Source organism: Pseudomonas sp. LAIL14HWK12:I10 (assembly GCF_900184205.1).
GTDB lineage: Bacteria > Pseudomonadota > Gammaproteobacteria > Pseudomonadales > Pseudomonadaceae > Aquipseudomonas > Aquipseudomonas kermanshahensis.
In genome coordinates, this window is the sequence record NZ_FXWU01000001.1 from 578,265 (window position 1) to 604,660 (window position 26,396).

Annotated in this window: 27 protein-coding genes; 6 read left to right on the forward strand and 21 right to left on the reverse strand. The window is 64.2% G+C overall.

The features are described 5' to 3' along the window. Window position 1 precedes the first annotated feature (1 nt). The 6 genes from QOS90_RS02620 to ubiE form a co-directional block, all read right to left on the reverse strand. A complete protein-coding gene (locus QOS90_RS02620; RefSeq protein ID WP_033693915.1) occupies window positions 2-274 on the reverse strand; it encodes a twin-arginine translocase TatA/TatE family subunit in 273 nt (90 codons plus the stop codon). A 25-nt stretch (window positions 275-299) separates the two neighbouring features. Beyond that, window positions 300-635, reverse strand: coding sequence for a phosphoribosyl-ATP diphosphatase (locus tag QOS90_RS02625; protein ID WP_027592413.1), 336 nt, complete (start codon window positions 633-635; stop codon window positions 300-302). A 1-nt stretch (window position 636) separates the two neighbouring features. Continuing rightward, window positions 637-1,029, reverse strand: a complete 393-nt coding sequence (gene hisI / locus QOS90_RS02630; RefSeq protein ID WP_027592414.1) for a phosphoribosyl-AMP cyclohydrolase — start codon at window positions 1,027-1,029, stop codon at window positions 637-639. A gap of 72 nt (window positions 1,030-1,101) precedes the next feature. Beyond that, window positions 1,102-2,721 carry a ubiquinone biosynthesis regulatory protein kinase UbiB gene (ubiB, locus tag QOS90_RS02635; protein ID WP_085272264.1) on the reverse strand — a complete coding sequence of 540 codons (1,620 nt, stop codon included), beginning with the start codon at window positions 2,719-2,721 and terminating at the stop codon, window positions 1,102-1,104. Continuing rightward, window positions 2,718-3,341, reverse strand: coding sequence for a ubiquinone biosynthesis accessory factor UbiJ (locus QOS90_RS02640; RefSeq protein WP_085272265.1), 624 nt, complete (start codon window positions 3,339-3,341; stop codon window positions 2,718-2,720). Before QOS90_RS02640 ends, ubiB begins: the two co-directional genes overlap by 4 nt. Then, window positions 3,341-4,111 (reverse strand): bifunctional demethylmenaquinone methyltransferase/2-methoxy-6-polyprenyl-1,4-benzoquinol methylase UbiE, encoded by a 771-nt coding sequence (ubiE, locus tag QOS90_RS02645; protein WP_012312396.1) that lies wholly within the window; start codon window positions 4,109-4,111, stop codon window positions 3,341-3,343. The genes QOS90_RS02640 and ubiE overlap by 1 nt, the downstream gene beginning before the upstream one ends. A 124-nt stretch (window positions 4,112-4,235) precedes the next feature. Between ubiE and QOS90_RS02650 the strand changes: the two genes are divergently transcribed. Then, window positions 4,236-4,511, forward strand: a complete 276-nt coding sequence (locus QOS90_RS02650) for a polyhydroxyalkanoic acid system family protein (protein ID WP_027592417.1) — start codon at window positions 4,236-4,238, stop codon at window positions 4,509-4,511. Between the two features lie 28 nt (window positions 4,512-4,539). Here the strand turns inward: QOS90_RS02650 and QOS90_RS02655 are convergent, their stop codons facing one another. After that, complete coding sequence (locus tag QOS90_RS02655; protein WP_085272266.1) at window positions 4,540-9,297, reverse strand: dermonecrotic toxin domain-containing protein; 4,758 nt, start codon at window positions 9,295-9,297, stop codon at window positions 4,540-4,542. A gap of 187 nt (window positions 9,298-9,484) precedes the next feature. On the opposite strand from QOS90_RS02655, the gene QOS90_RS02660 reads away from it, so the two are divergent. Together QOS90_RS02660 and QOS90_RS02665 are read left to right on the forward strand one after the other, a co-directional pair. Further along, entirely contained in the window at window positions 9,485-9,904 is a 420-nt protein-coding gene (locus tag QOS90_RS02660) for a phasin family protein (protein WP_027592419.1), read from the forward strand. A 10-nt stretch (window positions 9,905-9,914) separates the two neighbouring features. After that, window positions 9,915-10,700, forward strand: a complete 786-nt coding sequence (locus QOS90_RS02665; RefSeq protein ID WP_085272267.1) for a phasin family protein — start codon at window positions 9,915-9,917, stop codon at window positions 10,698-10,700. A 120-nt stretch (window positions 10,701-10,820) separates the two neighbouring features. Here the strand turns inward: QOS90_RS02665 and QOS90_RS02670 are convergent, their stop codons facing one another. From QOS90_RS02670 to gshB, 14 genes are all read right to left on the reverse strand, one after another. Next, complete coding sequence (locus tag QOS90_RS02670; RefSeq protein ID WP_027592421.1) at window positions 10,821-11,435, reverse strand: TetR/AcrR family transcriptional regulator; 615 nt, start codon at window positions 11,433-11,435, stop codon at window positions 10,821-10,823. Between the two features lie 13 nt (window positions 11,436-11,448). Next, on the reverse strand, window positions 11,449-13,131 hold the full coding sequence (gene phaC, locus QOS90_RS02675) for a class II poly(R)-hydroxyalkanoic acid synthase (RefSeq protein WP_027592422.1): 1,683 nt from the start codon (window positions 13,129-13,131) through the stop codon (window positions 11,449-11,451). A gap of 61 nt (window positions 13,132-13,192) precedes the next feature. Then, a complete protein-coding gene (gene phaZ / locus QOS90_RS02680; protein ID WP_027592423.1) occupies window positions 13,193-14,044 on the reverse strand; it encodes a poly(3-hydroxyalkanoate) depolymerase in 852 nt (283 codons plus the stop codon). A gap of 63 nt (window positions 14,045-14,107) precedes the next feature. Then, window positions 14,108-15,787 carry a class II poly(R)-hydroxyalkanoic acid synthase gene (gene phaC / locus QOS90_RS02685; protein ID WP_027592424.1) on the reverse strand — a complete coding sequence of 560 codons (1,680 nt, stop codon included), beginning with the start codon at window positions 15,785-15,787 and terminating at the stop codon, window positions 14,108-14,110. Window positions 15,788-16,140: 353 nt separating this feature from the next. After that, complete coding sequence (locus tag QOS90_RS02690; RefSeq protein ID WP_027592425.1) at window positions 16,141-16,518, reverse strand: gamma-butyrobetaine hydroxylase family protein; 378 nt, start codon at window positions 16,516-16,518, stop codon at window positions 16,141-16,143. Between the two features lie 93 nt (window positions 16,519-16,611). After that, complete coding sequence (gene hslU, locus QOS90_RS02695; protein WP_027592426.1) at window positions 16,612-17,955, reverse strand: ATP-dependent protease ATPase subunit HslU; 1,344 nt, start codon at window positions 17,953-17,955, stop codon at window positions 16,612-16,614. Between the two features lie 73 nt (window positions 17,956-18,028). Then, complete coding sequence (gene hslV / locus QOS90_RS02700) at window positions 18,029-18,559, reverse strand: ATP-dependent protease subunit HslV (protein ID WP_085272268.1); 531 nt, start codon at window positions 18,557-18,559, stop codon at window positions 18,029-18,031. Between the two features lie 234 nt (window positions 18,560-18,793). Continuing rightward, entirely contained in the window at window positions 18,794-20,065 is a 1,272-nt protein-coding gene (locus QOS90_RS02705; RefSeq protein ID WP_085272269.1) for a dihydroorotase, read from the reverse strand. Beyond that, window positions 20,062-21,066, reverse strand: coding sequence for an aspartate carbamoyltransferase catalytic subunit (locus QOS90_RS02710; protein WP_027592428.1), 1,005 nt, complete (start codon window positions 21,064-21,066; stop codon window positions 20,062-20,064). The genes QOS90_RS02705 and QOS90_RS02710 overlap by 4 nt, the downstream gene beginning before the upstream one ends. 12 nt (window positions 21,067-21,078) lie before the next feature. Next, on the reverse strand, window positions 21,079-21,597 hold the full coding sequence (gene pyrR, locus QOS90_RS02715) for a bifunctional pyr operon transcriptional regulator/uracil phosphoribosyltransferase PyrR (RefSeq protein ID WP_027592429.1): 519 nt from the start codon (window positions 21,595-21,597) through the stop codon (window positions 21,079-21,081). A gap of 46 nt (window positions 21,598-21,643) precedes the next feature. Continuing rightward, on the reverse strand, window positions 21,644-22,069 hold the full coding sequence (ruvX, locus tag QOS90_RS02720; RefSeq protein ID WP_027592430.1) for a Holliday junction resolvase RuvX: 426 nt from the start codon (window positions 22,067-22,069) through the stop codon (window positions 21,644-21,646). Then, entirely contained in the window at window positions 22,069-22,638 is a 570-nt protein-coding gene (locus QOS90_RS02725) for a YqgE/AlgH family protein (protein ID WP_027592431.1), read from the reverse strand. Before QOS90_RS02725 ends, ruvX begins: the two co-directional genes overlap by 1 nt. A gap of 171 nt (window positions 22,639-22,809) precedes the next feature. Next, complete coding sequence (locus QOS90_RS02730) at window positions 22,810-23,715, reverse strand: energy transducer TonB (RefSeq protein ID WP_027592432.1); 906 nt, start codon at window positions 23,713-23,715, stop codon at window positions 22,810-22,812. A 91-nt stretch (window positions 23,716-23,806) separates the two neighbouring features. Next, window positions 23,807-24,760, reverse strand: a complete 954-nt coding sequence (gene gshB, locus QOS90_RS02735; RefSeq protein ID WP_027592433.1) for a glutathione synthase — start codon at window positions 24,758-24,760, stop codon at window positions 23,807-23,809. Window positions 24,761-24,992: 232 nt separating this feature from the next. Here gshB and QOS90_RS02740 point away from each other — a divergent pair, with 232 nt between their 5' ends. Genes QOS90_RS02740 through QOS90_RS02750 form a run of 3 tightly spaced genes read left to right on the forward strand, consistent with a single transcriptional unit; the run spans window position 24,993 to window position 26,357 of the window. Beyond that, window positions 24,993-25,394: a response regulator gene (locus QOS90_RS02740; protein ID WP_027592434.1), complete on the forward strand. Its 402-nt coding sequence runs from the start codon at window positions 24,993-24,995 to the stop codon at window positions 25,392-25,394. 46 nt (window positions 25,395-25,440) lie between these two features. Next, window positions 25,441-25,806: a twitching motility response regulator PilH gene (gene pilH, locus QOS90_RS02745; RefSeq protein WP_085272270.1), complete on the forward strand. Its 366-nt coding sequence runs from the start codon at window positions 25,441-25,443 to the stop codon at window positions 25,804-25,806. After that, on the forward strand, window positions 25,803-26,357 hold the full coding sequence (locus QOS90_RS02750; protein ID WP_027592436.1) for a chemotaxis protein CheW: 555 nt from the start codon (window positions 25,803-25,805) through the stop codon (window positions 26,355-26,357). Before pilH ends, QOS90_RS02750 begins: the two co-directional genes overlap by 4 nt. Window positions 26,358-26,396: the final 39 nt, after the last annotated feature.

A 26,396-nucleotide genomic window follows, 5' to 3' on the forward strand; every position in this document is an offset into this window, starting at 1 on the left:
GTCAGTCTTTCCGCTGCGGCTCTTGGACCGGTTGGGCCTGGCCTTCGATGGTGTGGCCCTGGGGCTGTTGTGCAGTGTTCTGCACCGGTGGCACGGGCTGGGCAGGCGGCGGGGTCTGCTCGGCCGGCTTGTTTTCTTCGTCGTTCATGGCCTTGCGGAAGCCTTTGATCGACTCGCCGAGGTCGCTGCCGAAGTTTTTCAGCTTCTTGGTGCCGAACACCAAAACGACGACGACCAGCAGGACAATCCAATGTTTCCAGTCAAAGATACCCATGTTGCTCTCCTAGAATTCTATACAGTCAGGCGGAAGGTTGACGCGCAGCCTTCTCGTCATGCCCGGAAAGCCCGAAACGGCGCTCCAGTTCATCGAGCACGGCCTGTGGGTGTTGCCCCAACGCGCTGAGCATGACCAAGCTATGAAACCACAGGTCGGCGGTTTCATAGATGACATCGCTGTAATCCTTGCTGACAGCGGCGTCCTTGGCGGCGATGATCGTTTCGATGGACTCTTCGCCGAGCTTTTCGAGGATCTTGTTCAAGCCCTTGTGATGCAGGCTTGCCACGTAGGAGCTGTCGGGTGCCGCGTGCTTGCGTTGTTCCAGCACGTCGGCCAGGCGGTTGAGGGTGTCGCTCATGTCAGTGTCCTGCGCTATAAATGGCGTCCGGGTCCTTCAGGACCGGGTCGACGGTTTTCCACTGGCCGTCTTCGAAGACGCGGTAGAAGCAGCTTTCGCGGCCGGTATGGCAGGCGATATGGCCCAGTTGCTCGACCATCAGGATGATCACGTCGGCATCACAGTCCAGGCGCATTTCGTGCAGTTTTTGCACATGGCCAGATTCCTCGCCCTTGCGCCACAGCTTGCCACGCGAGCGCGACCAGTAGATGGCGCGTTGCTCGGCGGCGGTCAGGGCCAGGGACTCGCGGTTCATCCAGGCCATCATCAGCACGCGTCCGGTCTTGTGGTCCTGGGCAATGGCCGGTACCAGGCCGTCGCTGTTCCACTTGATCTCGTCCAGCCAGTCTTTCATCGTCCACTCCAAAACGGGCCCGCTCCTGTGCCGGGCCCTTTGCGCTAGTGTGCCAGCCAGCGGGCCGGCTGGCTATTGGCGCACGATCAGGTAAAGGCCGGCGGCCAGCATCAGCCAGGCTGGCCAAGCGGCCGGGGCGGCCAGGCTGGCGGCCTCGGCGGCGCCTGCGGCCAGCACCGCGCCCCCCCCGAGCAAGCCTGCGCCCAGCAGGCGCAGCGCCCAGCGGTCACCTTGGCGGCGGCGCTCGGGCAACTGCGGGTCGTGCAGGTGCGGTTGCGACAGGCGCTCAAGCAGGTCGCGGGTCATGCCGGCCAGGTGCGGCAGCTGCTCGGCCTGGCTGTACAGGTTGCCGACCATGGCCTTGGGGCTGTAGCGCTCGCGCATCCAGCGTTCCAGGAACGGCTTGGCGGTGCTCCACAGGTCCAGGTCCGGGTAGAGCTGACGGCCCAGGCCTTCGATGTTGAGCAAGGTCTTCTGCAACAGCACCAGCTGAGGCTGGACTTCCATGTTGAAGCGCCGGGCGGTCTGGAACAGGCGCATCAGCACCTGGCCGAAGGAAATATCTTTCAACGGTTTTTCAAAGATCGGCTCGCACACCGTACGGATCGCCGCCTCGAATTCGTTGACCTTGGTGTGCGCCGGCACCCAACCCGAATCGATGTGCAGTTGCGCAACGCGGCGGTAGTCACGCTTGAAGAAGGCAAACAGGTTGCGCGCCAGGTAGTCCTGGTCTTCCGACGTGAGGCTGCCGACGATGCCGCAGTCGATGGCAATGTACTGCGGGCTCCACGGCTTGACCGTGCTGACGAAGATGTTGCCGGGGTGCATGTCGGCATGGAAGAAGCTGTCGCGGAACACCTGGGTGAAGAACACCTCCACACCCCGTTCGGCCAGCAGCTTCATGTCGGTGCGCTGGTCGGCCAGGGTCGCCATGTCGGTGACCGGCACGCCGTAGATACGCTCCATTACCAGCACCTTGGGCCGGCACAGGTCCCAGTACACCTGGGGCACGTACATCAGCTCGGAGCCTTCGAAGTTGCGCCGCAGCTGGCTGGCGTTGGCCGCCTCGCGAAGCAGGTCGAGTTCGTCGTAGATGGTCTTTTCGTAGTCGTTGACCACCTCCACCGGGTGCAGGCGGCGGGCGTCGGCAGACACCCGCTCGGCGCCCTTGGCGATCAGGAACAACCAGGCCAGGTCTTGAGCGATGACCGGCTTGAGGCCCGGGCGGACCACCTTGACCACGACTTCTTCGCCGCTTTTCAGGCGGGCGGCGTGTACCTGGGCCACCGAGGCCGAGGCCAGTGGCTCGACGTCGAAGCGGCTGAACAGCTCGCCGACCTTGGCGCCGAGCTGTTCTTCGATCAATGCAACGGCCTGTTTCGGGTCGAACGGCGGCACGCGGTCTTGCAGCCCCATCAGTTCGTCGGCGATGTCGGTGGGCAGCAGGTCGCGGCGGGTAGACAACAGCTGGCCGAACTTGATGAAAATCGGCCCCAGGTCCTGCAGCGCCAGGCGCAGGCGCGCACCGCGGCTGAGCGCGGAGGGCTTGCGCGGCAGCCAGCGCCAAGGCATCAGCAGGCGCAGGCTCATCAGCCACCAGGGCAGGGGCAGGTCGAACAACAGGTCATCGAGACGGTAGCGGATCACCACACGCTGGATGCGAAAGAGACGGCGGACGGCGAGCAGCTTCATGCGTTATCGCTGGTATCAAGGGATCGGGAGAGGCGCTGCAGGCGCGCCTCGAGGCGTTCTATATCGACCTTCAGGGTATCGAGCTCGCTGAAGGCGGCTTCGGCTTCGCGTTTGCCGACCAGGGTGCGCGACTCTTCGGCCAGGTACTCGGAGAGGTTTTGGCTGAAGCGCGTCAGGCCCTGGCGGGTCCAGCGCGCGCGCAGGCGGAGGTGGCCGGCCAGCAACGCCGTGGCCACCGGGCCGAGCCAGCGCTGCAGCTCGTGCTCCCAGTCCAGTTCGAGGTCTTGCAGCACGCCGAACAGGTCGAGCAACACAGCGCTGTCGCCATGCAGTTCGACCTGCGGGCTGTGCAGCACGGCGGTCTTGTCCTTGGCCAGGGCCAGTTGCGCCAGGCTGCCGGCAGGGGCGCGCAGGCTGCAGTCGACCTCGCCCTCCCAGTGCGCGGCCAGCATCAGGCCGTCTTCATCGGGCAGGATGAACACCTGCAGGGCCGGCTGACGGCAATCGATCTCGATGACCTTGCCTTCGAGCGCGGCCAGCCGCGGCAGCGCCGTGCTGTCCATGCGCAGGACGCGGTTCAGGCCATGTTCGACGCTGGCGAGCAGCCCGGCCAGCACCATCAGGGCTTGATTCCCCGGTGCACGGCGACGATACCGCTGGTCATGTTGTGGTAGGTGACGCGGTCGAAGCCGGCGTCGACCATCATGGCCTTGAGGGTTTCCTGGTCGGGGTGCATGCGGATCGATTCGGCCAGGTAGCGGTAGCTTTCCGAGTCGTTGGTGATCAGTTTGCCGGCCAGTGGCATGAAGGCGAACGAGTAGGCGTCATAGGCCTTGGACATCAGCTTGTTGGTCGGCTTGGAGAACTCCAGGATCAACAGGCGGCCGCCGGGCTTGAGCACGCGCAGCATCGAGCGAATGGCTTCGTCCTTGTGGGTGACGTTGCGCAGGCCGAAGGCGATGGTCACGCAGTCGAAGTGGTTGTCCGGGAACGGCAGCTTCTCGGCGTCGGCCTGGACGAACTCGATGTTGCCGGCCACGCCACGGTCGAGCAGGCGGTCACGGCCGACCTTGAGCATCGAATCGTTGATGTCGGCGAGCACTACCTGCCCGGTCGGGCCTACAAGGCGCGAGAACTTGGCGGCCAGGTCACCGGTACCGCCGGCGATGTCCAGCACGCGGTTGCCGCTGCGCACGCCCGACAGCTCGATGGTGAAGCGCTTCCACAGGCGGTGCATGCCGCCGGAAAGCACGTCGTTCATCAGGTCGTACTTGGCGGCCACGGAGTGGAACACCTCGGCGACTTTCTTCGCCTTTTGGCTCTCCGGGACGTCCTGGTAGCCAAAATGGGTGGTGGGTTCGGCGTGTTCGCCTTTGCGCTGGTCGTTCATATCGCTTCACCGGAAAAAATTACCGCCATTCTAGGGCGAACGGGCGGATTTGTCTTGGCGGGGTGTGCCAGGGGGCAGGGGCGGGCATAATGCTGATTATGTCTTCATACCCAGGATCACCCGCATGACCCAGATCAGCGTCGAACGCAAACATTCCCTCGGCCGCGAGGCTGCCCGCGCCAAGGCCGAGGCGCTGGTAGAAAAGCTCAGCCGCGAATATGACCTCAAGGCCACCTGGAACGGCGACCGCGTCGACGTCGCGCGCAGCGGCGCCAACGGCAGCGTGCAGATTGGCGAAGACACCATCCGCGTCGAGCTCAAGCTCGGCATGATGCTGTCGATCATGGGCGCTAGCATCAAGAGCGAGATCGAGCGGGCGCTGGACAAGGCCCTGGCCTGACACCAGGGCCGTGCCGTTGACCGGCCCGTCAGTGGGCCGGAAACGGGATGATGCCTTCTATCTGGTCCAGGCGCAGGTCGCCGCGGTAGATGTCGATCCCTTCAGCCGCTGTATGGGCGTGCTCAAGCCTGACTTCGCGCGCCTTTTCGGCCCTGCTGGCACGCGCGGGGCGCGGCTCCCAGTGCTTCAGGTGGCCTTTGACGAAGGCGCGGGGCGCCGCGTCGGCGCTGCGGTAGTGGAAGTGAGCCTCCCACAGCACCGCATTGGGCACCTGCACGTCCTTGATCTGGTAGACGTCCAGGTAGTCGTTGGCAGTGCGCAGCGGCTTACGCGAAGTGCTCAGGGCGATCTCGATCCGCTGTTGCTGATACAGGTAACGTAACGCACTGCTGTCCGGGTGGCGGGTGTTGAGGTAGGCGTCGGTGAGCAGTCGGCGTTTTTCGGTGTTCAGCGAGGCGATGGCATCGCGCAGTTGGCTGGCCAGGCCTTCGGACGCCCGGTCATCGGCGGCGCTTACGTGCTGCTCGACCTTGCGCATGTCCTCGATCTGCCAATCCATGAGGTCGGCCAGGCTGTTCGGCTCGTTCGCGTAGCGCGCTGCCAGCGCGACCCGGTCACTCACTTGCGCCAGCAGGTGTTGCGCGCGACTGCGCAGCTGGGCGGAGTCTTGCGCGGCGGGGCGCTCCTCGCCTGGGACTTCGAACCATTGGCCATTGCGCCGCTCATAGGCGCCCCCAGGTTGCTCGGTGGCCGGGTTGCGCTGAACGGCATGATTGCCTTCCTGGTCACGTTCGACCAGCACCGAGCGCCCTCGGGAGGTTCGGATCAGGGTGCGTTTGCCGGCCCTGACGCGGTGGGTCAGCTGTCGCGCAGGGGACGATGAGCCCTGCTCGGCATTCATCAAGGCGGTGCTCAAGTCGGTTTCTGCCAGGCGTTCCAGGCCCGTCATCGCCTCGATGTAGGCCTGCAGCATCGTGGTGTCCACGGCGGGTGCGGTGAACGATTGCATGTACCTGGCCCTGCCGATGACGGCCCGGTAAACGCGCAGGGCGTTGCCCAGCACCTCCGCTTGTTGGTCGGCAGGCAGGTTGGCAGAGGCAACGCCATCGTGGCTCCACAGCGCTGCTGACAGGTCCGAGTCGCTCAGGCTGTTTTGCAAGGGCAGCAAGTCAATGGCCGCTTCGGCAGTGAGTAGGGTCTTGTCCAGTGTCAGGTAAGCCAGGTCGCTGACAATCTGTGCGCGGACGATCAACGACGAGTAAGGGCGCAGCTTGATGGCGCGTTCGATCTTGGCTTTCTTGTCTGGGTAGGCGACCCGGGTATCGCTGAGCACGTCGGAAAGCGTTTTATCCAGTCGCTCGCTGACCACGAGCAGGCGGCGGCTGACCTTCAGTGCGTCTCGGGTCGATTCGCGAAATGCAGCGTGTCGGCCCCTCTGCTCGTCACTGTCAGGCACCCCACGCAAGCCCACGGATTGCTCCTGCAAGTGTTCGTGGTCGACCAGTTCGAGCAGGCGCCGCACCAGCAGCATGTCATTGTCGATGGCGGCTTCTGTCCAGTTGCTGAGCCGGCGTGCAGTGGCGCCCGAACGGTCGTACTTCAGGTAGCGAGGCTCGAGCATCTGCCGGTAGAGGTCGGCGTTGGCATGCAGCAAGCTGGCCTGCTTCTCCAGGTACAGCGACCCCGCGGCGATCTGCGGTAGGTGCTGCCTGCGCATTTCCAGCACTGCCTGGCGCTGCACTCGGAGCGCCGGTGGAAGTGCCTTGACGTCGGGTTTGGGCAACGCATTGAACGCCAGGCTGAACGCAGCCGCCTCGTCGTCAAAGGCTTCAAGCTCGATGCGGTTGCGCTCCATGAAGGGCTCGAGCTGGGTCAGTTTGTCCTGGTTGGCTTGACCGGTCGTTTGCAGTGCATCGTAGTGCTGGCGATTCTGCGCGGTGACGGCTTCGCGGGTTCTTGGCATGCCGCCGGCCAAATGCAGGTCCAGGACCCATTCGTCATTCCAGCGCCGCAGCCAAGGGCCTTTACTGCGTTCGCGTCCGACGATGTAATAGCCGTCGGGCGCGCCGCCCCAACGTGTGTGCCATTCGCCTTGGCTGGTGTCCGGGCCGATGATCTGGATTCCGCCCCAGGTTTCCTGCACCTCGTAGGCCACGTCCTGCAGGTTCACGTAGAGCCGCTCTTGCACCTTGTACAGCCCGCGCAGGCGGCCTTGTGTTTCAGCCGCATGGCCTTGCAGGGAAACGCCTGCGCGCAGTTCGCCCAGGCGCTGGCGGGCGTGGGAGGGCAAATTGCCCACCCGCTGGCTGTTGTGCCAACGGCTCACACTGACGTGGCCGGGGCGTTGCGCCTGGTGGGGCTCGACCCAGTCCGCTGTCTTGGGTGCCTCAACGGTTACCGGCGTGGAGGGTGCTCTGCGGGCGGGGCCCTCCAGGGCCATGGCGTCCACCGCTGCCGAGCTGACCCCCGCATGCGTTGGGGCTGTGGGGCCCTGCATCAACAACAGGGCCAGGTTGGTCAGCACATCTGCCGCTGCCAAGGCCTTTTCCTCCGCGCTGCCATCGGACAGGGCGGGTAGGTCATCCTTGAGCGTTGCCACGGCGGCGACCAACCAGGCCAGCATGGCCGCAGGGCCACGCAGCAGCGGCGTGACCGTGTTGAACAGAACCCAGCCGCACTGCACGATCAAGGCCCAGCGCTGTTGCGCATTCGAGCGGCTCTGCCGGGAGGCCAGCAGTAGCATTGTCTGAATGCGTGCGTTGTAGAGGTGGTTGTCCAAATCTTCCAGCCAAGGTGTGTGAACGGCTGTAACAGGGACCCTGAGGCGTTCCACCAGGGTGTCTACCAACGCCGACTGCGTGCCAATCAAGTGCGCCAGGGCCGACAGGCGGCTATGCAGGTGCGGACGTTCGAATCCGCCGTGCTGGTAGATGCCCCTGGCGTCGTCATCCATCCAGGCCAGCAGCTGTTGCTGCAACGCCTGATCAGCCCGTATCTGCGCCATCAGGCTGTCCAGGCTGGCAAACTCTGCCACGGCGTCATCCGCGAACAGGGGGCGATACAGGACCCAACGCTGGTTGGCCTTTACTTTGATCAGGAACATGCCGTGCACCGTGTTGCCTTCGGAGGCACCCGGTGCAGGCAGAAACGCCAGTGGCGCAATGCTGAGCGCATCAGGTGACGCTTGATTGGCACGGCAGAAATCGACGATTGCCTGGCAGGCCTGTGCGCTGAGCTTGGCTTCGATCCTGGCCCTGAGCGCGGCGAACTGCAGGGTGCTGCGCCATTCCGTGGCATGGCGCTGGAGGCGGCTGACCTTGAGCGTGGCGTCTTGCAGTTGGTGGGCGACATAAGCGGGGTAAAGCCCGCCGACATCCACGGTCGAGATCAAGCGGTTGACGTAATCCAGGTTCAGCCAGCTGCCCAGAGGCCGTGCGTGGGTGTCGAGCAGGCCGGACGCCACTTCGTCGCTGCCCGTGTGCAGGCGTGCAATGGCCAGTTCCGTCAGGGTCATGCTTTTCAGGTAGTTCAATTGCGCGGGGCCGGACGACGACAGCGGTACCACCACCGAGATCTGCACGAGCAGTTGGTCGGGGTCTTGCGGTGTTTCGGCAGGGAAGTCCGCGCGCATCTGCTCGCGCAGCCGGCGAGCGGCATAGCGGCCCAGGGTTTCTATTGCGTCGAACGACGTCCTGCCCTGGGCGTGCGCCTGGCTGGCGGCGAGCTCAAGCAGGGCTTCGGCGTACAGCAGGTGGCCGGTGCTGTCTGCTTGATTCAGCCAGGTGGGCAGGCTTAGCAGTGGCTGCTCGGTGCTTGGCAGGGGCAGGTTGAGGAAGTTGGACGAAGGGTCGCTCAAGGTGCTGAAGGCCTCCTCAAGCGCGTGGACGCTGGTGAGCGTGGACAACCGCAGGCGGCCGACCCTGTCGAGGATGCCATTGAGTAGTTCAGTGGACTGGAACGCGAACGGGTCTGTGTGCAGTGGTTGCTGTGCCCAGCGCAGCGTGTCGAATTGATACTGCTGCGCCAGTGCGTCGCGAAGGGCCTCGGCGAAGGCCGTAAGGTCAACGTAGCGGCGCACCGCGCCTGAAGGTTTACACCACAGCACCATCTCGGCCTCGGCGATGATCAACAGGTCCGGTAAGACCAGGGGGGGATGCTCATCGAGGGTGACCTGCAGCCGGTTGATCGCCAGCGCGCTGGCCGTGCCGTTGATCACACCATACAGCACGGCTTTCGCCGGTTCGGACAAGCCCTGCCGTTCCACGCCTAGCAGCAGGGCGGCTTTCAAGGTCTGCGCCAACCTGTGCACATGGGACAGGCCCGATGAGGCGTCGCTTGCAGCCCAGAAACCAATCTGTGCCTGCTGAAAGGCTTCGGTCAGGGCCGCCAGCAGTTCGTCGAAGTCGCGGTTGAGGTTGTCCATGTTCAGGCTGACTTCGGGCTGGGCGTTCGGGCCGACACCTGCCGCCTGCGGCAGAAAGGGCAGGGGCGGCGCGATGCTGAGCACGTCTGTGTGCGTGAGGGCCATGCCTTTGCCCGTCAGAAAATGGTCGAGCAGCGTGTTTACCAGGGGGACCTGTGCCGGTTGTTTGCCTGCGCCGTGGATGAGCGTGAAGGGCTCGAGGGACTGCAACTGAGGGTGGTTGCGGGTGATCCAGGGGTAGCGATTGGCCAGGATGGTCAAGCCGGCCTTGGCAACCACTTCGCGCAGCGTGGGGCGTTGGGCGAATTGGCTGGCTACCCGTTGCTTGAACGTGGTGGGTTGCAGCGGTGGGGACGCAGGCATGAGGTGTGAGCTCTGGTGGCGGGAATGCTCGCACGCTAGCGCCGATGCCTGCGGTGGCGGCGGTACATGTTTGGCCCCCTATGCCGCGTGAGCTTAGGGTGAGGTTTCTAATTTTCTTCCCTACCTTATGCTCAAGCCCAACCTCCATGGGCAGTTCCTCTCCACTCATGAGCATGAGGTACAGAGCATGGCCAAAGTGAATGTGAAGAAAAAGGACGACGCTCCAGGCACCCTGGGCGAAGTGCGCGGTTATGCGCGCAAGATCTGGCTGGCAGGTATCGGCGCCTATGCCCGCGTCGGCCAGGAAGGTTCCGAGTACTTCAACGAGCTGGTCAAAGCCGGCGAAGGCGTTGAAAAACGTGGCAAGAAGCGCATCGACAAAGAGCTCGATGCGGCCAACAACCAGCTGGATGAAGCGACCCAGGAAGTCAGCCGCGTACGCGGCAAGGTCGAAGTTCAACTCGACAAGATCGAAAAAGCTTTCGACGCACGGGTTGGTCGCGCCTTGAATCGCCTTGGCATTCCGTCTAAACATGACGTTGAGGCGTTGTCCATCAAGCTTGAACAGCTGCACGAGCTGCTTGAGCGCGTCGCGCACAAACCATAAGGAGAGCAGGATGGCTGGCAAGAAGAATTCCGACAAAGAAAGCAGCTCCTGGGTCGGCGGGATCGAGAAGTACTCCCGCAAGATCTGGCTGGCGGGCCTGGGGATCTATTCGAAGATCGACCAGGACGGCCCGAAGCTGTTCGATACGCTGGTGAAGGACGGCGAGAAGGCCGAGAAGCAGGCGAAGAAGACCGCCGAAGACGTGGCTGATAGCGCCAAGGCCTCGACCACGTCGCGCGTGTCCGGCGTGAAGGATCGCGCGCTGGGCAAGTGGAGCGAGCTTGAAGAAGCCTTCGACAAGCGCCTGAACAGCGCCATCTCGCGCCTGGGCGTACCAAGCCGCAATGAGATCAAGGCGCTGCACCAGCAAGTGGACAGCCTGACCAAGCAGATCGAGAAACTGACCGGTGCCTCGGTCACACCGATCTCCAAGGCGGCTGCGAGCAAAGCCGCTGCCAAGCCACTGGCCAAGGCGCCTGCCAAACCTGCTGCGAAAACCGCAGCAGCCAAGCCGGCGGCCAAAGCGGCTGCGGCAAAACCTGCGGCTAAACCTGCTGCGAAAACCGCTGCTGCCAAGCCTGCGGCCAAACCTGCTGCCAAACCCGCTGCCAAGCCTGTTGCGGCCAAGCCTGCAGCGGCGAAGAAACCGGCAGTGAAGAAGGCCCCGGCCAAACCGGCCGCACCTGCGGCCAGTGCGGCACCGGCTCCGACTGCTACAGCTGCAGCGCCAGCGCCAAGCGCGGCACCGGCCAGCAGCACACCGTCGGCACCGACCGGTACCGGTACCCTGATCTAACCGCGTCGCCTTCTTCGCGGGGCAAGCCCGCTCCCACAGATTCAGCTCAGCTTGCAAACCCTGAGCTGGGTCTCTGTGGGAGCGGGCTTGCCCCGCGAAGAGGGCACCGCCGATGCGGCACTACCCCTCCAGATACCGCACCGCCAACTGCTCCGCCGCCGCCCGGGCCTGGGCCTGCAGATGCGGCGCCACCAGCATCATCACCTGGTATACCACGATCCCCACATCCCCCTCCCGCCCCAGCACGCGCTGGTAATCCAGCGAGAACATCAGTGTCAGGGTGATCTGCTCCACCAACTGCCCCAGCGCCTGGGTTTCGCTCACCACTTGTCCCTGGCCCTTGAGGCTGGCCAGCAACGCGGCAAGGGTTCGCTTCAGTGCGTTGATCAGGCTGCGCATGCCGCGGGCCAGCTTCGGCAGGCGCCCGGTCAGGTTGGACAGGTCCTGGAACAGGAAGCGGTACTGGGCCATGCGCTCGACGATCAGGTGCAGGAACAACCAGTAGTCCTCGGCCTCCAGGCGCACTTCAAGCGGTGGGTCGAGCAGCGGCATCAGCGCTTCTTCGAAACGCTCGAACAGGCCCAGCACAACCGGTTCCTTGCCATGGAAGTGGTAGTACAGGTTGCCAGGGCTGATGCCCAGTTCGTTGGCGATCTCCAAGGTCGAGACATTCGGTTCGCCTTGCTGGTTGAACAGTTGCAGGGCGCATTCAAGGATACGGTCGCGGGTCTTCATCCGGGCGGTGTGCTCATCGGGTCAGGACATAGGTGCCTGGCGCAGGGCCCAGCGGCGGATAGGTGGTATTGCCAAGCGTGGTGCGTGGCGCTTTCAGCGGGCCGGAGCGGGGGGTGACCCACTCCAGCCACAATGGCCACCAACTGCCTTCGCTGCGCTGCGCGTCGTGGAACCAGGCACGCGGGTCGCTGGACAGCTTCGGGTTGGCCAGGTAGTAGGCCTTGGGGTTGCCAGGTGGGTTGATGATGCTCTGGATATGCCCGCTGTTGGCCAGCACGAAGCGTCGGTCGCCGCCTAGCAGCATGGCTGAGCGGTACACGGCATCCCACGGGGTGATGTGGTCGTTGCTGCCGGCCACGGTGAAACTGTCGAGGTCGACCTGCTTTAGGTCGATGGGCGTGCCACACACCTCAAGGCCTGCCGGGTGGGTCAGCGGGTTGTGCTTGAAGAAGTCCAGCAGGTCGCCATGCAGCGCCGCCGGCAGGCGTGTGCTGTCGGCGTTCCAGTAGAGGATGTCGAAGGCGGGCGGGGTCTTGCCGAGCAGGTAGTTGTTGACCCAGTAGTTCCAGATCAAGTCATTGGGCCGCATCCAGGCGAAGATCCGCGCCACCTCGGCGCCGTCCAGCACACCGCGCTGGTACGAGCGGCGCTTGGCCGCCTCGATCGTCTGCTCGTCGGCGAACAGGCTGGCGGGGCTTTCGAACTTGCTGTCCAGCAAGCTGACCAGGTAGGTGGCGCTGCGCACTCGGCGCAACTGGTGCTTGGCTTGCAGGTGGCCTTGCAGCGCTGCCATGGTCAGGCCGCCAGCGCAGGCGCCCATCAGGTTGGGGTCGCGGTTGCCACTGATGCTGCGGCACGCGTTAAGCGCCTCTTCCAGGGCCTGAACGTAGCTCGACAGCCCCCACTCGCGGTGCCGTGGGTCGGGGTTGCGCCAACTGACCATGAACACCTGCAGGCCGTTCTTGAGCATGTACTGGACAAAGCTGTTGGTCGAGCTGAGGTCGAAGATATAGAACTTGTTGATCTGCGGCGGCACCACCAGCAGTGGGCGGGCGTGCTGTTTTTCGCTCATCGGCTGGTACTGGATCAACTCCAGCAATTCGTTGCGAAACACCACGGCGCCGGGGGTTGCCGCGACGTTGCCACCCACCTCGAAGGCGCGTTCGTCTACCTGGCGAGGCAAGCCATCGTTGTGGCGCAAGTCGTCAAGCAAGTGCGCCACGCCACGCACCAGGCTTTGCCCGCCGGTGTTGAGCAGCTCCTTCACGGCCAGTGGGTTGAGCAGCGAATTGCTGGGCGCCAGGGCATCGTTGATCAGCGTGAACAGAAACTGCGCGCGGGCGCGGTCATCGTCGTCCAGGTGGCTTTCATCGATCCACAGGCGGGTCTGCTTTTGCCAGGCCAGGTAGGCTTGCAGGCCGCGCCGGTAGAACGGGTTCTGGCTCCAGGTCGGGTCGCTGAAGCGGGTGTCTCGCGGGCTCGGCTGGTAAGGGGTATCGCCGAGCATCACGCGGCCCAGCTGGCCGCTCAGGGCCAGCAGGTGGCGGGCGGTATGCAGCGGGTTGCGCAAGCCATGACGGCCGACACTGCGCAACGTGGAAATCAGGTCGCGACCGCGCAGGCCGAGGATGGCGTTCTGCACGTTCATGCTGGTGGCGGGAAGCGTTGGCGTTCCTTTGGCCGGTTTGTCTTTCATGGCAACACTCCCTCGTCTTGACCCTTGGCGCCTGCTGGCCCCGTCGCGGGCGAACCCGCCCCTACACGCCCGAAGCCGGGCGCGGATGCATGACCGCGCGCTGACGCTCTTGCTGGAGGAACTTCATGATGATCGGGGCGACGGCCTCGGCCCGGGTGATCAGAAACAGATGGCCGTCGTCGATAATGTGTAGCTGGGCATTGGGAATCCGCCAGGCCAGCAGGCGCATGTTGATCAGCGGGATCAACGGGTCGTCGTCGCCAGCCAGTATCAGGGTGGGCTGCTGGATCTTGTGCAGCCAGTGAATGCTGGTCCAGCCAAGCCCGGCGAACAGTTGCCAGTAATAGCCCAGCTTGCCGCCGGAGCGCACCTTGGCTGCGTGTCGCATGGCCAGGTCTGGGTCGCGGCGAAAGCCACCGCCGTAGATCAGCGGGGCGATGCGGATTACATGCGAAGGCTGGATGTAGCGCCGGGGGCTGGCCATCATCCACAGCACCTTGGGTTTGCCCGGCACCATCACCGCGCCGGCAGCCGTGGCGGCCAGTACCAGCTTCTTGCAGCGCTCGGGGTAGTCGTGGGCAAACTGCTGCGCCAGGGCGCCGCCCCACGACACGCCGATCACATTCACCTGGCCGTAGTCGAGGTAATCGAGCATGCGTGCCGTGAGCTTGGCCAGCCCCGGAAAGCGATAGGGCTGGCGTGGCGTCGACGAGCCGCCTACGCCCGGTACGTCGAAGGCGATGACTTCCAGGTCTGGGTCCAGCGCTTCGATGAACGGAAACACCAGCTCCAGGTTGGCGCCGATGCCGTTGAAGATCAGCAGCGGCGTCAGGTGCGGCTTGCCCGGGCGCACGGCAGTGCGGATGGACTGGTTGTCCAGTTCGACGGTCCTGAAGATATAGGGTGACGGCATGCGCGTGGCTCTGTGGTGAAGTGAACACCGTGGCCCACCCGCAGGTGGCCACGGCGCTGCAACTCAACGTTCGTGAACGTAAGTGCCCGGAGATGCCTCGCCAGCGGCATAGGCGCGGTTGCCCAGCCGGGTTGGCGCTTTTTTCAGGTCGCCGGCACGTTCGCCCAGCCAGTTTTGCCAATGCAGCCACCAGGAGTCGGCATGCTTGGTCGCGTTCTCCTGCCAGGCCACGGGGTCGCCCGGGCGATCGGCGCCGGTCATGAAGCGCGCCTTGGGGTTGCCCGGTGGGTTGAGGATGCTCTGGATGTGGCCGCTGTTGGACAGCACGAACTCGATCTTGCCGCCAAACAGGTGTGCCGAACGGTAGCAGGACGGCCACGGGGTGATGTGGTCGTTGGTGCCGGCGAGGCTGTAGATGTCGCAGGTGACCTGCTTCAGGTCGATCGGCGTGCCGCACACTTCCAGTGCACCGGGGCGGGTGAGTGGGTTGCTTTTGAACATCTCGATCAGGTCGCCGTGGAAGGCGGCCGGCAGGCGCGTGGTGTCGTTGTTCCAGAACAGGATGTCGAACACCGGCGGCTCGTTGCCGAGCAGGTAGTTGTTGACCCAGTAGTTCCAGATCAGGTCATTGGGGCGCATCCAGGCGAACACCTTGGCCATCTCGCTGCCTTCGAGCACGCCGGCCTGGTAGGAGTGGCGCTTGGCGGCTTCGAGGGTCTGTTCATCGACGAACAGCGCGACCTGGGTGTCCATGGTGGTGTCCAGCACGCTGACCAGCAGGGTCAGGGCATTGACCTTGTTTTCGCCCAGGGCGGCGTAATGGCCCACCAGCGCGGTGCAGGTGATGCCGCCAGAGCAGGCGCCGAGCATGTTCAGGTCTTTGCTGCCGGTAATCGCCAGCACGGCGTCGACCGCTTCCTTGAGCGCATCGATGTAGGTCGACAGGCCCCATTCGCGCTGGGCCTTGGTCGGGTTGCGCCAGCTGATGATGAAGGTCTGCTGTTGTGAGCGCAGGCAGAAGCGCGCCAGGCTTTTTTCCGGGCTCAGGTCGAACACGTAGAACTTGTTGATCTGCGGCGGCACCACCAGCAGTGGCCGCGCATGCACCTGTTCGGTGATGGGGCTGTACTGGATCAGCTCCAGCACGTCGTTGCGGAACACCACGGCGCCGTCGCTGGTGCCCAGGTTCTTGCCCACTTCGAAGGCGTCCATGTTCACCTGGCTGGGCATGCCACCGTTGTTGACCACGTCCTTGGCCAGGTTGGACAGGCCATCGAGCAGGCTTTTGCCACCGGTTTCGAAGAAGCGCTTGACCGCGGCCGGGTTGGACAAGGTGTTGGTCGGCGCCATGGCCTCGGTCATCAGGTTGATGACGAACTGCCCGCGGCTGATGTCCTGGGGTGAAAGGTCGCTATTGCCGATCCACTCCTGCAGCTCCTTGCGCCAGGCCAGGTAGGTTTGCAGGTAGCGGCGGTAAAGGGGGTTGTTGCTCCAGGCCGGGTCGTTGAAGCGGCGGTCGTCGCTTTCGGGGGTGAGGCTGGATTTGCCCAGCAGCACGTTCTTCAGCTCCAGGCCGAAGTGCGCCACGTGCTTGGCGCTGTGCAAAGGTTGGCGCACGGCCTGGCGCAGCACGGTGCGTGCCGAGCTCAACAGGTCCTTGCGGCGGATGCCGATGACCGGGTTCAGCCCCAGGGTGTTCTCCGAGGCCTGCCGCTGCAACTCATCGTTGTTCTTGTTACTCATCTGCGACGCTCCGTTGTCCAGAGACGAGTACCGGTTGCCTGTGGCGCTTGCACAGTCCAGAGCCCGGTACTGCTACTCGGGTGACCAGTGATAAGGAACAGCGGTGCTGCGGGCCGGATGCATTCGGCGATGAGCTGCGGGGAATTCTGCGTGTGAAGACAGCCTGCTTTCGCTCGCGACCTCTACATACCGGCCAGGCCCTGATTGCCTTCAAGACGATGCAGGGAACTTGCCAGCTCCATTGGTTACCCGACTTTCATGTAATGCGCAAGACAGCCCGTCACTGAGCTGCCTGTAGGGGCATTCAAGCAGATGAGATTAGAAAATGCGCTCTAAACGTTCGAGGGCTTGCGCTAGAGCATGAGTTTCACGACCGATTCGGCCGGATCGCGGGATTTTCCGGCCTTGTGCAGCGCGTCGAGGTACTCGGCCCACAGCTGTTCCTGGCGCAGGCACAGTTGCTCGAGGTACTCCCACGTGAATAGGCCGCTGTCATGGCCGTCGTCGAAGGTCAATTTCAGTGCATATTGGCCGGCGGGTTCGAGGCCAGCGAGGCCGACGTTGACCTTGCCAACTTGCAGGATGGGGTTGCCGTGGCCCTGGACCTCGGCGGAAGGGGAGTGCACGCGCAGGAATTCGGCGGGCAGGTGGTAGACCTCGTTGGGGCCGTAGGTAAGGCTCAAGGTCTTGGAGGCTTTGTGCAGGTTGATGGCGGTGGGCAGACGGGCCATGGGCTGAATCTCTGGGGAGCTGATGCTGCAAGCTTCCAGCTTCTGAGGGAGGGATTCAAGCTTGATTGGGGCTGCTTTGCAGCCCATCCGGTCTTACAGGATATAGCGCGACAGGTCTTCGTTCTGCGCCAGCTCACCCAGGTGGCTGTTCACATAGCCCGCATCGATCTGGATCGGCGTTTCATCGTGAGTGCTGGCCAGGTCACCGGCACTGAACGACACCTCTTCGAGCAGGCGCTCGAGCAGGGTGTGCAGGCGGCGGGCACCGATGTTCTCGGTTTTCTCGTTGACCTGGTAGGCGATCTCGGCCAGGCGCTTGATACCGTCGGTGAGGAACTCGATGTTCAGCCCTTCGGTTTTCAGCAGTGCCTGGTACTGCTCGGTCAGCGAAGCGTGCGGCTCCCGTAGGATGCGCTCGAAGTCTTCTGGGGTCAGTGCCTTGAGTTCGACACGGATCGGCAGGCGGCCCTGCAGCTCAGGCACCAGGTCGCTTGGCTTGCTCAGGTGGAACGCACCCGAGGCAATGAACAGGATGTGGTCGGTTTTGACCATGCCCAGCTTGGTGTTGACGGTGCAGCCTTCGATCAACGGCAGCAGGTCGCGCTGGACACCTTCGCGGGACACATCGGCGCCGCCGACATTGCCACGCTTGGCCACTTTGTCGATTTCGTCGATGAACACGATACCGTGCTGTTCAACGGCTTCCAGGGCCTTGGCCTTGAGTTCTTCTTCGTTGACCAGGCGGCCCGCTTCTTCTTCACGGACCATCTTCAGCGCTTCCTTGACCTTGAGCTTGCGCGCCTTGCGCTTGCCCTTGCCCATGTTGGCGAACAGGCTCTGCAGCTGGTTGGTCATCTCTTCCATGCCAGGCGGCGCGGCGATTTCGACACCTACGGCGTCAGCCACTTCGATCTCGATTTCCTTGTCGTCCAGTTGGCCTTCGCGCAGGCGCTTGCGGAACAGCTGGCGGGTGTTGGAATCGCTGCTGGTCTGCGCGGCTTCTTCGCTGAAGCTGGTGACCCGCGCCTGCGGCAGCAGGGCATCGAGGATGCGGTCTTCAGCGGCGTCTTCGGCGCGGTGGCGCACGCGGATGATTTCTTGCTCGCGGAGCATCTTCAGCGCGGCATCGGCCAGGTCACGGATGATCGATTCGACATCACGGCCGACGTAGCCGACTTCGGTGAACTTGGTCGCTTCGACCTTGATGAACGGCGCGTTGGCCAGCTTGGCCAGGCGACGAGCGATTTCGGTCTTGCCGACACCGGTCGGGCCGATCATCAGGATGTTTTTCGGGGTCACCTCGGCGCGCAGCTCGGTCGGCAGTTGCATGCGCCGCCAGCGGTTGCGCAGGGCGATGGCCACGGCGCGCTTGGCGTCGTCCTGGCCGATGATGTGGCGGTTGAGTTCGTGAACGATTTCGCGGGGGGTCATGGACATGATGAAAATGGTCCTCGAGCAGAGCAATCAGTGTGGAAAAGTCCCGCCCTGGGCGGGACGCCAAAACAACTGATCAGTCGGCCAGGTCCTGCTCCTCGATGGTCAGGTTGTGGTTGGTGAATACGCAGATGTCACCGGCGATGTTCAGCGCGGTCTCGGCAATTTCGCGGGCCGAGAGGTCGGTCTTGTTCAGCAGGGCGCGGGCGGCGGCCTGGGCGTAGGCGCCACCGGAACCCATGGCGATCAGGCCGTCTTCGGGTTCGACCACATCGCCGTTACCGGTAACGATCAAGGATGCATCCTTGTTGGCCACGGCCAGCATGGCCTCCAGGCGGCTCAGGGAGCGGTCGGTACGCCATTCCTTGGCCAGCTCGACGGCGGCACGGACCAGGTGGCCCTGGTGTTTCTCCAGTTGGCCTTCAAAGCGTTCGAACAGGGTGAAGGCATCGGCGGTGGCACCGGCGAAGCCAGCAATGACCTGGCCGTGGTACAGGCGACGGACTTTTTTAGCGTTGCCTTTCATCACAGTGTTGCCGAGGGAAACCTGGCCGTCGCCGCCCATGACGACTTTGCCGTTACGGCGGACAGAAACGATGGTGGTCAAGGGGAGAGTCTCCACGCAGCGGGGCGAAAGTGCCTGATGCAGACTCATATGGGGGTGGGGGGAAGGATTTCAACCTTGGGGGATGAGCGGTTGAGCTTGGCGGGCACATTTGTGCTGGCTCATTCGCGGGGCAAGCCCGCTCCCACAGGTTCTGCGCTTGCCTTGATGATTGCGAAGGTCCTGTGGGAGCGGGCTTGCCCCGCGAATGGGCCGCAGAGCGGCCCCTGGGGTTACTCAGGCCTCGTGGCAGACGTGCCCATCGACCAAGGTATAACGCACAGCGCCAGGCAGGCAGTGGCCGATGAACGGGCAGTTCTCGCCACGGGACAGCCACTGTTCGCCGGCAACGGTCGAGGCTTTCGGATCGAACAGCACCAGGTCCGCCGCGCCACCTACCTTCAGTTCACCCGCCGGCAGGCGCATGGCGGCAGCCGGGCCGCTGGTCAAGCGTGCCAGCAAGGTCGGCAGGTCGAGCAGGCCGTCTTCTACCAAGGTCATGGCCAGTGGCAGCAGCACTTCGACACTGCTGATACCCGGCTCCGTGGCACCGAACGGCGCCAGCTTGGCATCGCGCTCGTGCGGCTGGTGATGGCTGGAGATCGCCTGGATCACCCCCGACTTGACGGCTGCGCGCAGGCCGTCGCGGTCGGCGGCGGTGCGTAGCGGTGGCTGCACGTGGTACAGGCTGGAAAACTCGCGCAGCGACTCATCGGTGAGAATCAGCTGGTACAGCGCCACGTCGGCGGTCACCGGCAGGCCCAGTTCCTGGGCCTGGGCGATCAAGCGCGCGCCGCGGGCGCTGGTGATCTGGGTGAAGTGCGCCCGCACGCCGCTCTGTTCGACCAGCAGCAGGTTGCGCGCCAAGGCCACGGTTTCGGCAGTCTCCGGGATGCCCGGCAGGCCGAGGAAGCTGGCCATGGCGCCTTCATGGGCCAGGCCACCCTGGGACAGGTCGCGGTCCTGGGAGTGGAACACCACGGTCAGGTCGAAGGTGGCGGCGTACTCCAGGGCACGGGCCAGGGTACGGTTGTTGGGGATTTGCTGCAGGCCATTGCCGAAGGCCACGCAACCGGTGTCGCGCAGGGCCACCAGCTCGGCCAGTTGCTCGCCTTCCAGGCCCTTGGTCAGGGCGCCGATCGGGTAGACCTTGCTGTTGCCGGCTTCGCGGGCACGGTCGAGGATCAGCTCGGCCACGGCCGAGGTGTCCAGCACCGGTTTGGTCTGCGGCGGGCAGCACAGGCTGGTCACACCGCCGGCCACGGCGGCGCGGGTTTCGCTGGCGATGTTGCCTTTGCGGCTGTAGCCCGGCTCGCGCAGGGCGACGTCGAGGTCGACCAGGCCAGGCGCTGCAATCAGGCCATCGGCCTGGATCGTGCGGCTGGCGCTGAAGCCGGCCGGTGCTGCGCCGATGGCGGCAATGCGGCCGCCGTCCAGGTGCAGGTCGGTGATCTGGTCCAGGCCGCTGTTGGGGTCGATAACCCGGGCGCCAAGAATACTGATGCTCACAGGGCGTTCTCCTGGTCGAGTTGGCGTTGCGCGTTTTGCCCGCTCATGGCCATGGACAGCACGGCCATGCGCACGGCGATGCCGTACGTCACCTGGTTGAGGATCACCGAGTGCTTGCCGTCGGCCACTGCCGATTCGATCTCCACACCGCGGTTGATCGGGCCAGGGTGCATGACGATGGCATCGGGCTTGGCACCGGCCAGGCGCGCAGTGGTCAGGCCGAACAGGCGGTAGAACTCGCCCTCGCTGGGCAGCAGGCCACCGGCCATGCGCTCACGCTGCAGGCGCAGCATGATCACCACGTCGACGTCTTTCAGGCCTTCGGCGAGGTCGGTGTAGACCTTCACGCCGTATTGCTCGATGCCGATCGGGATCAGGGTTTTCGGGCCGATCACGCGGATGTCCGGGCAGCCCAGCGCCTTGAGCGCGAGCATGTCGGAACGCGCCACGCGCGAATGCAGGATATCGCCGACGATGGCGACAGACAGGTTCTCGAAGCTGCCCTTGTGCCGACGGATGGTCAGCATGTCGAGCATGCCTTGGGTCGGGTGCGCATGGCGGCCATCGCCACCGTTGATCACGGCCACATCCGGGCACACGTGTTCAGCGATGAAGTGCGCGGCGCCCGAATCGGAGTGGCGCACGACGAACATGTCGGCAGCCATGGCTTCAAGGTTGCGCAGGGTGTCGAACAGGGTTTCGCCCTTGCTGGTCGAGGAAGTCGACACGTTGAGGCTGATCACGTCGGCAGACAGGCGCTGCGCGGCCAGTTCGAAAGTGGTGCGGGTACGGGTCGAGTTCTCGAAGAACACGTTGCAGACGGTCTTGCCGCGCAGCAACGGGACTTTTTTCACGGCCCGGGCACCGACTTCCAGGAAGGAGTCGGCGGTGTCGAGGATCTCGGTCAGCAGTTCGCGGGGCAAACCGTCGAGCGAGAGAAAGTGGCGCAGCTGGCCCTGATCATTGAGCTGCAGCGGGCGCTTGGCGTCGATTGGCGTCATCGCGGGGGACTCTTAAAGGGCGGAAGCGGAGGCGAGGTCCTGGCGCTCGAGGGCGAGCGGTGCGGGTCCGGTCAATTTTACCCGTTCATGGGCTGCCAGCGACAGGGTGGCACCCAGCACATTGGGGCGAATCGGCAGCTCGCCGGCATCCAGGTCGAGCAGGCAGACCAGGGTGACGCTGGCCGGGCGGCCGTAATCGAACAGCTCGTTGAGCGCGGCACGGATGGTGCGACCGCTCATCAGGACGTCGTCGATCAGGACCAGGTGTTGGCCTTCGATTTCGAACGGCAGCTCGGACGGGCGTACTTGCGGGTGCAGGCCGTTCTGGCTGAAGTCATCGCGGTAGAACGACACGTCCAGGGTGCCCATGGGGCTGGTATCGCCCATTTCTTCCTGCAGGGCCTGGGCGACCCAGACGCCGCCCGTGCGAATGCCGATGAAGCGCGGCTCGGTGATAGCACGGCGGGCCAGGTGGGCGCGAAGGTCGACAGCCATCTGCCGGATCAGATCGGCGGGATTGGGTAGGCTCATTGCGTGCTCCTCGGGGGCCGCCGGCTCTGCCCGGCGGCAAAGATGATCAGGTATTGGCCTCCAGCCAGCCTTGCAGCAGCAGGGCGGCGGCAATGGCGTCGACCGGGTTGTCGCGGTAGCTGCCGCGCTGGCCACCGCGGGTCAGGCGTTCGCCTTTAGCCTCGAAGGTGGTCAGGCGTTCGTCGTGGGTGTGCACGGGCAGGTTGAAGCGGCCGTTCAGGCGGCGGGCGAATTTCTCGGCGCGCGCGCTCATCTCGCTGGGGGTGCCGTCCATGTTCAGCGGCAGGCCGACGACGATGGCGTCGGGTTTCCATTCAGCGACCAGTTTTTCCACCTGGGCCCAGTCCGGCACGCCGTTCTGCGCTTTCAGGGTGCACAGCTCGCGGGCCTGGCCGGTGATGACCTGGCCAACCGCCACCCCGATCTGTTTGGTGCCGTAGTCAAAGCCCAGCAGCAGGCGTAGCTCGGCCATCAGGCGTGGCCCGCCTGGCTGGTCAGCAGGCTGAGGTTGATGCCCAGGCTGGCGGCGGCGGCGTTCAGGCGCTGGTCGCTGGCGAGGCCGAAGATGATCTCGGGGTCGAACGGGCAGTTGAGCCAGGCATTGTCGGCCAGTTCGGCTTCCAGCTGGCCGGCTTCCCAGCCCGCGTAGCCCAGGGTAATCAGGCTGTTTTGCGGCCCCACGCCCTCGGCAATGGCAAACAACACGTCCTGCGAGGTGGACAGTGACAGGCCCTGCAGTTCGACGGTGGCTTGGTAGGTGCACTCGCTGGAGTGCAGCACGAAGCCGCGATCGGTTTGCACCGGGCCGCCCTGGTAGATCGGCACGTGCAGCGTGCTGGCCGGGGGTTCATCGTCCGGGCGCAACTGTTCGAGGATGTCGGCCAGGCTGAGCTCCTGCGGTCGGTTGACCACCAGGCCCATGGCGCCATTGGCGTTGTGCTCGACGATGTACGTGAGGGTCTGGGCAAAGTTCGGATCGGCCATGTGCGGCATGGCGATCAGGAACTGATGCTTGAGGTAGCTCGGGGCGAGGGTTTTCATGGGGGATAGTGTGGCGCCAGGTGGCGAGGCTGACAAGGTGCTCTGAAGGGCTTACTCGATCCCTGTGGGAGCGGGTTTACCCGCGAATGCGTCAGATCAGGCAATTAGGTTGCCTTGTCGAACGCTTTCGCGGGTAAACCCGCTCCCACAGAGGCCAGTACAGCCAGCAAATCAGTTACTGGACAACCGGTCCCCACGGGCAAAGCGCCAGGTACGGATGATCTCCAACCGGTCGAATTCCGCCAAGTCCCCGGTAAACGGCGCAAACGGCGCCGCCAGCCTGACAATACGTTGCGCCGCCTGGTCCAGCACCGGTTGCCCGGACGATTCCAGCACCAGCACTTCGTACAGCGAACCATCGCGGTTGATCGAGACCATCATGCGCAAGTTGCCGTAGATCTGCTGGCGCCGCGCTTCGTCAGGGTAATTGAGGTTGCCCACCCGCTCGACCTTCTTGCGCCATTCTTCCTTGTACCAGGCGCCCTTGTCGCGCATGGTCGAGGCGGCGTTGAGGCGGTGGATGCGCGGGCGTTTAGCATACAGCTGCTGTTCATTGGACAGCTCTGCCTCAAGGCTGGCGATCTGGCTGGACAGCTGCGAGCTGTCAAAATCAGGCGTGGGCGTTGCAGGCTTTGGTTGCGCCTTGCTTTCCTTGGGCTTGGGCTCGACTTTGTGAGGCTTGGCGGCCTTGGTCACCACGGCCGACTTCTCAGGCGTGGGCGGCGGTGCGACCTCGGGCTTGGCCGCAGGCGGGGGCGTGACCTTGTTGATCTTGCTGTCCTGGAAGGGGGCGAGTTCGGTGGTCTTGGGCACCGCCTTCTTCTCCAGGGTGCCGCTGCCTTGCTGGTTGTCCTGAGCCTGGAAATCGGCCTTCTCGGGCGCTTTCTCGCTTTTGAAGGTGGCGAGGGTGATGTCCATGGTATGGCGGATTTCAGCCGGCTTGACCACGGTAAAACCGACGCCAAGGATCAGCGCCAGGTGCACCAGGGCAGCCAGGAACAGGGTAAAGCCGAGCCGGTCCACCGGGCGAACGCGCGGTGGCAGCAGGTCGGAGGGGATGTCAGCGGGCAGCGTCATCAGGTATCCAGCAACCGCGGGGCGGGGCAGCAGGCCAAGTAAAAAGGACCCGCATCATACCCCACTCCGCGATTGTGCCGCGCGTTGCCGGTCAGCGCGCCTTCAGCTGGCGATCAATGGCGTCCATCAATTGCCCGCCGATGTCGGTGTTGAAGGCGTTGTCGATCTCGCGAATACAGGTCGGGCTGGTGACATTGATTTCGGTGAGGTGCTCGCCAATCACGTCCAGGCCAACGAACAGCAGCCCTTTCGCGCGCAGGGTCGGGCCGACCTGGGCGGCGATCCAGCGGTCACGTTCGGTCAGCGGGCGCGCTTCGCCACGGCCACCGGCGGCCAGGTTGCCGCGGGTTTCGCCACTGGCCGGGATGCGCGCCAGGCAGTAGTCGACCGGCTCGCCGTCGATCATCAGGATGCGCTTGTCGCCGTCCTTGATCGCTGGCAGGTAGGCCTGCGCCATGATCTGCTGCGCGCCCAGGGCGGTCAGGGTTTCGAGGATCACCGACAGGTTGGGGTCGCCGACCCGGTGGCGGAAGATCGAAGTGCCGCCCATGCCGTCCAGCGGCTTGAGGATCACGTCACCATGCTTGGCCGCGAATTCGCGAATGATGTCCGGGCGGCGGCTGACCAGGGTCGGTGGCGTGCACTGCGGGAACAACGTGGCGAACAGTTTTTCGTTGCAGTCGCGCAGGCTCTGCGGGCGGTTGACCACCAGCACGCCTTCGGCCTCGGCCTGCTCCAGCAGGTAGGTGCTGTAGACGAACTCCATGTCGAACGGCGGGTCCTTGCGCATCAGGATCACGTCCAGCTCGGCCAGGGGGCTGTCCTGCTCGTCGCCCAGCTCGAACCAGCGCGCTGGGTCGGCGAACACGTTTAGCGGGCGCATGCGTGCACGGGCCTTGCCTTCGCCCTGGTACAGGTCGCGCTGTTCCATGTAGAACAGGCTCCAGCCGCGTGCCTGGGCGGCCAGCAGCATGGCCAGCGAGCTGTCCTTCTTGTAGGAGATGGACGCGATGGGGTCCATGACAATGCCGAGGCGAACGCTCATGGGGTGGTTCCTCTTGGCGGCGCGCAGCCGCGATGGATCGAAAGAAAAGTGGCTCAGGGTGGCGCCGGGAGCGCCGATGGTCAAGGGGCGCAGCAGATGGAATGGCTACCCGGAGTGTGCTAAAAATGCGAGGCACAATGCTGCGCAAACCTGTAGGAGCGGCCTTGTGTCGCGAAAGGGTCGCAACGCGGCCCCAGCAATTCTGGCCTGAGCAGCGACGGTAGCCCAAGTGATGGAACAACCCCTGAAGGTCATGGTGATCGACGACTCACGCACGATCCGCCGTACCGCGCAGATGTTGCTCGGCGAAGCGGGTTGCGAGGTGATTACCGCCAGCGATGGTTTCGATGCCCTGGCCAAGATCGTCGATCACCAGCCACGCATCATCTTCGTCGATGTGCTGATGCCGCGCCTGGACGGTTACCAGACCTGCGCCGTGATCAAGCACAACAGCGCTTTCAAGGACATACCGGTGATCCTCCTGTCGTCGCGCGACGGCCTGTTCGACAAGGCCCGCGGGCGGGTGGTGGGCTCCGACCAGTTCCTCACCAAGCCGTTCAGTAAAGAAGAACTGCTCGAGGCGATCAGGGCTCATGTGCCTGGTTTTGCCGAACACCAACAACACGCACCCTGACCGCGTCCGCCATGGCGCGGTCTTACTTTCCTGATGGGGAAACAGCATGGCCCGAGTTCTGATTGTCGACGACTCGCCGACAGAGATGTACAGATTGACCGAATGGCTGGAAAAGCACGGCTACGAGGTGCTCAAGGCCAACAACGGTGGCGATGGCGTGGCCCTGGCCCGTCAGGAGAAGCCCGATGCAGTGCTGATGGACATCGTCATGCCCGGCATGAACGGCTTCCAGGCCACTCGCCAGCTGAGCAAGGACAAGGAAACCAGCGCCATTCCGGTGATCGTGGTAACCACCAAGGACCAGGAAACCGACCGTATCTGGGCGACGCGCCAGGGCGCCCGCGACTTCCTGACCAAACCGGTCGAAGAAGACGCACTGATCGCCAAGCTCAAAGAAGTGCTGGGGGCTTGACCACCCGCCCTCATGGCGCGTCGCTGACCGCCTTCGAGTTGCTGTTGGACATCGACCGGCGCTGCCGCCTGCTGGTGGCGGACCAGCCACCGCAGGACACCCGCCTGCAACAGTGGAGCGGGATCGGCTTTCGGATCGCCGGGCAATGGTTCGTCGCGCCCATGGGCGAGGTGGCCGAAGTGCTGCGCGAACCGCGCAGCAGCCGTGTTCCTGGGGTTCAGCCCTGGGTCTGCGGGGTTGCCAACTTGCGCGGGCGGTTGCTGCCGGTAATGGACCTGAGCAGCTTCTTCGGGCTTGGCCCGGCCGCCCCCGGCAAGCAGCGGCGGGTGCTGGTGCTGGACCATGAGGACCTGTTCGTCGGCCTGCTGGTGGACGAAGTACTGGGGCTGCAGCACTTTGCCCTGAGCAGCCTGGAGCTGTCGCCCCCGCAGCCCTTGATCCGCGCGGCCGCCCGCTTTGTGCAGGGGCACTTCCCGCGTGAACGCAATTGGGCAATTTTCAGCCCCTTCGCCCTGGCCCAGGCGCCGGGCTTTCTTGATGTGGCGTTATAGGACCTGCGAACGTGAACAAGCCTGCCACCAGCGCTACTG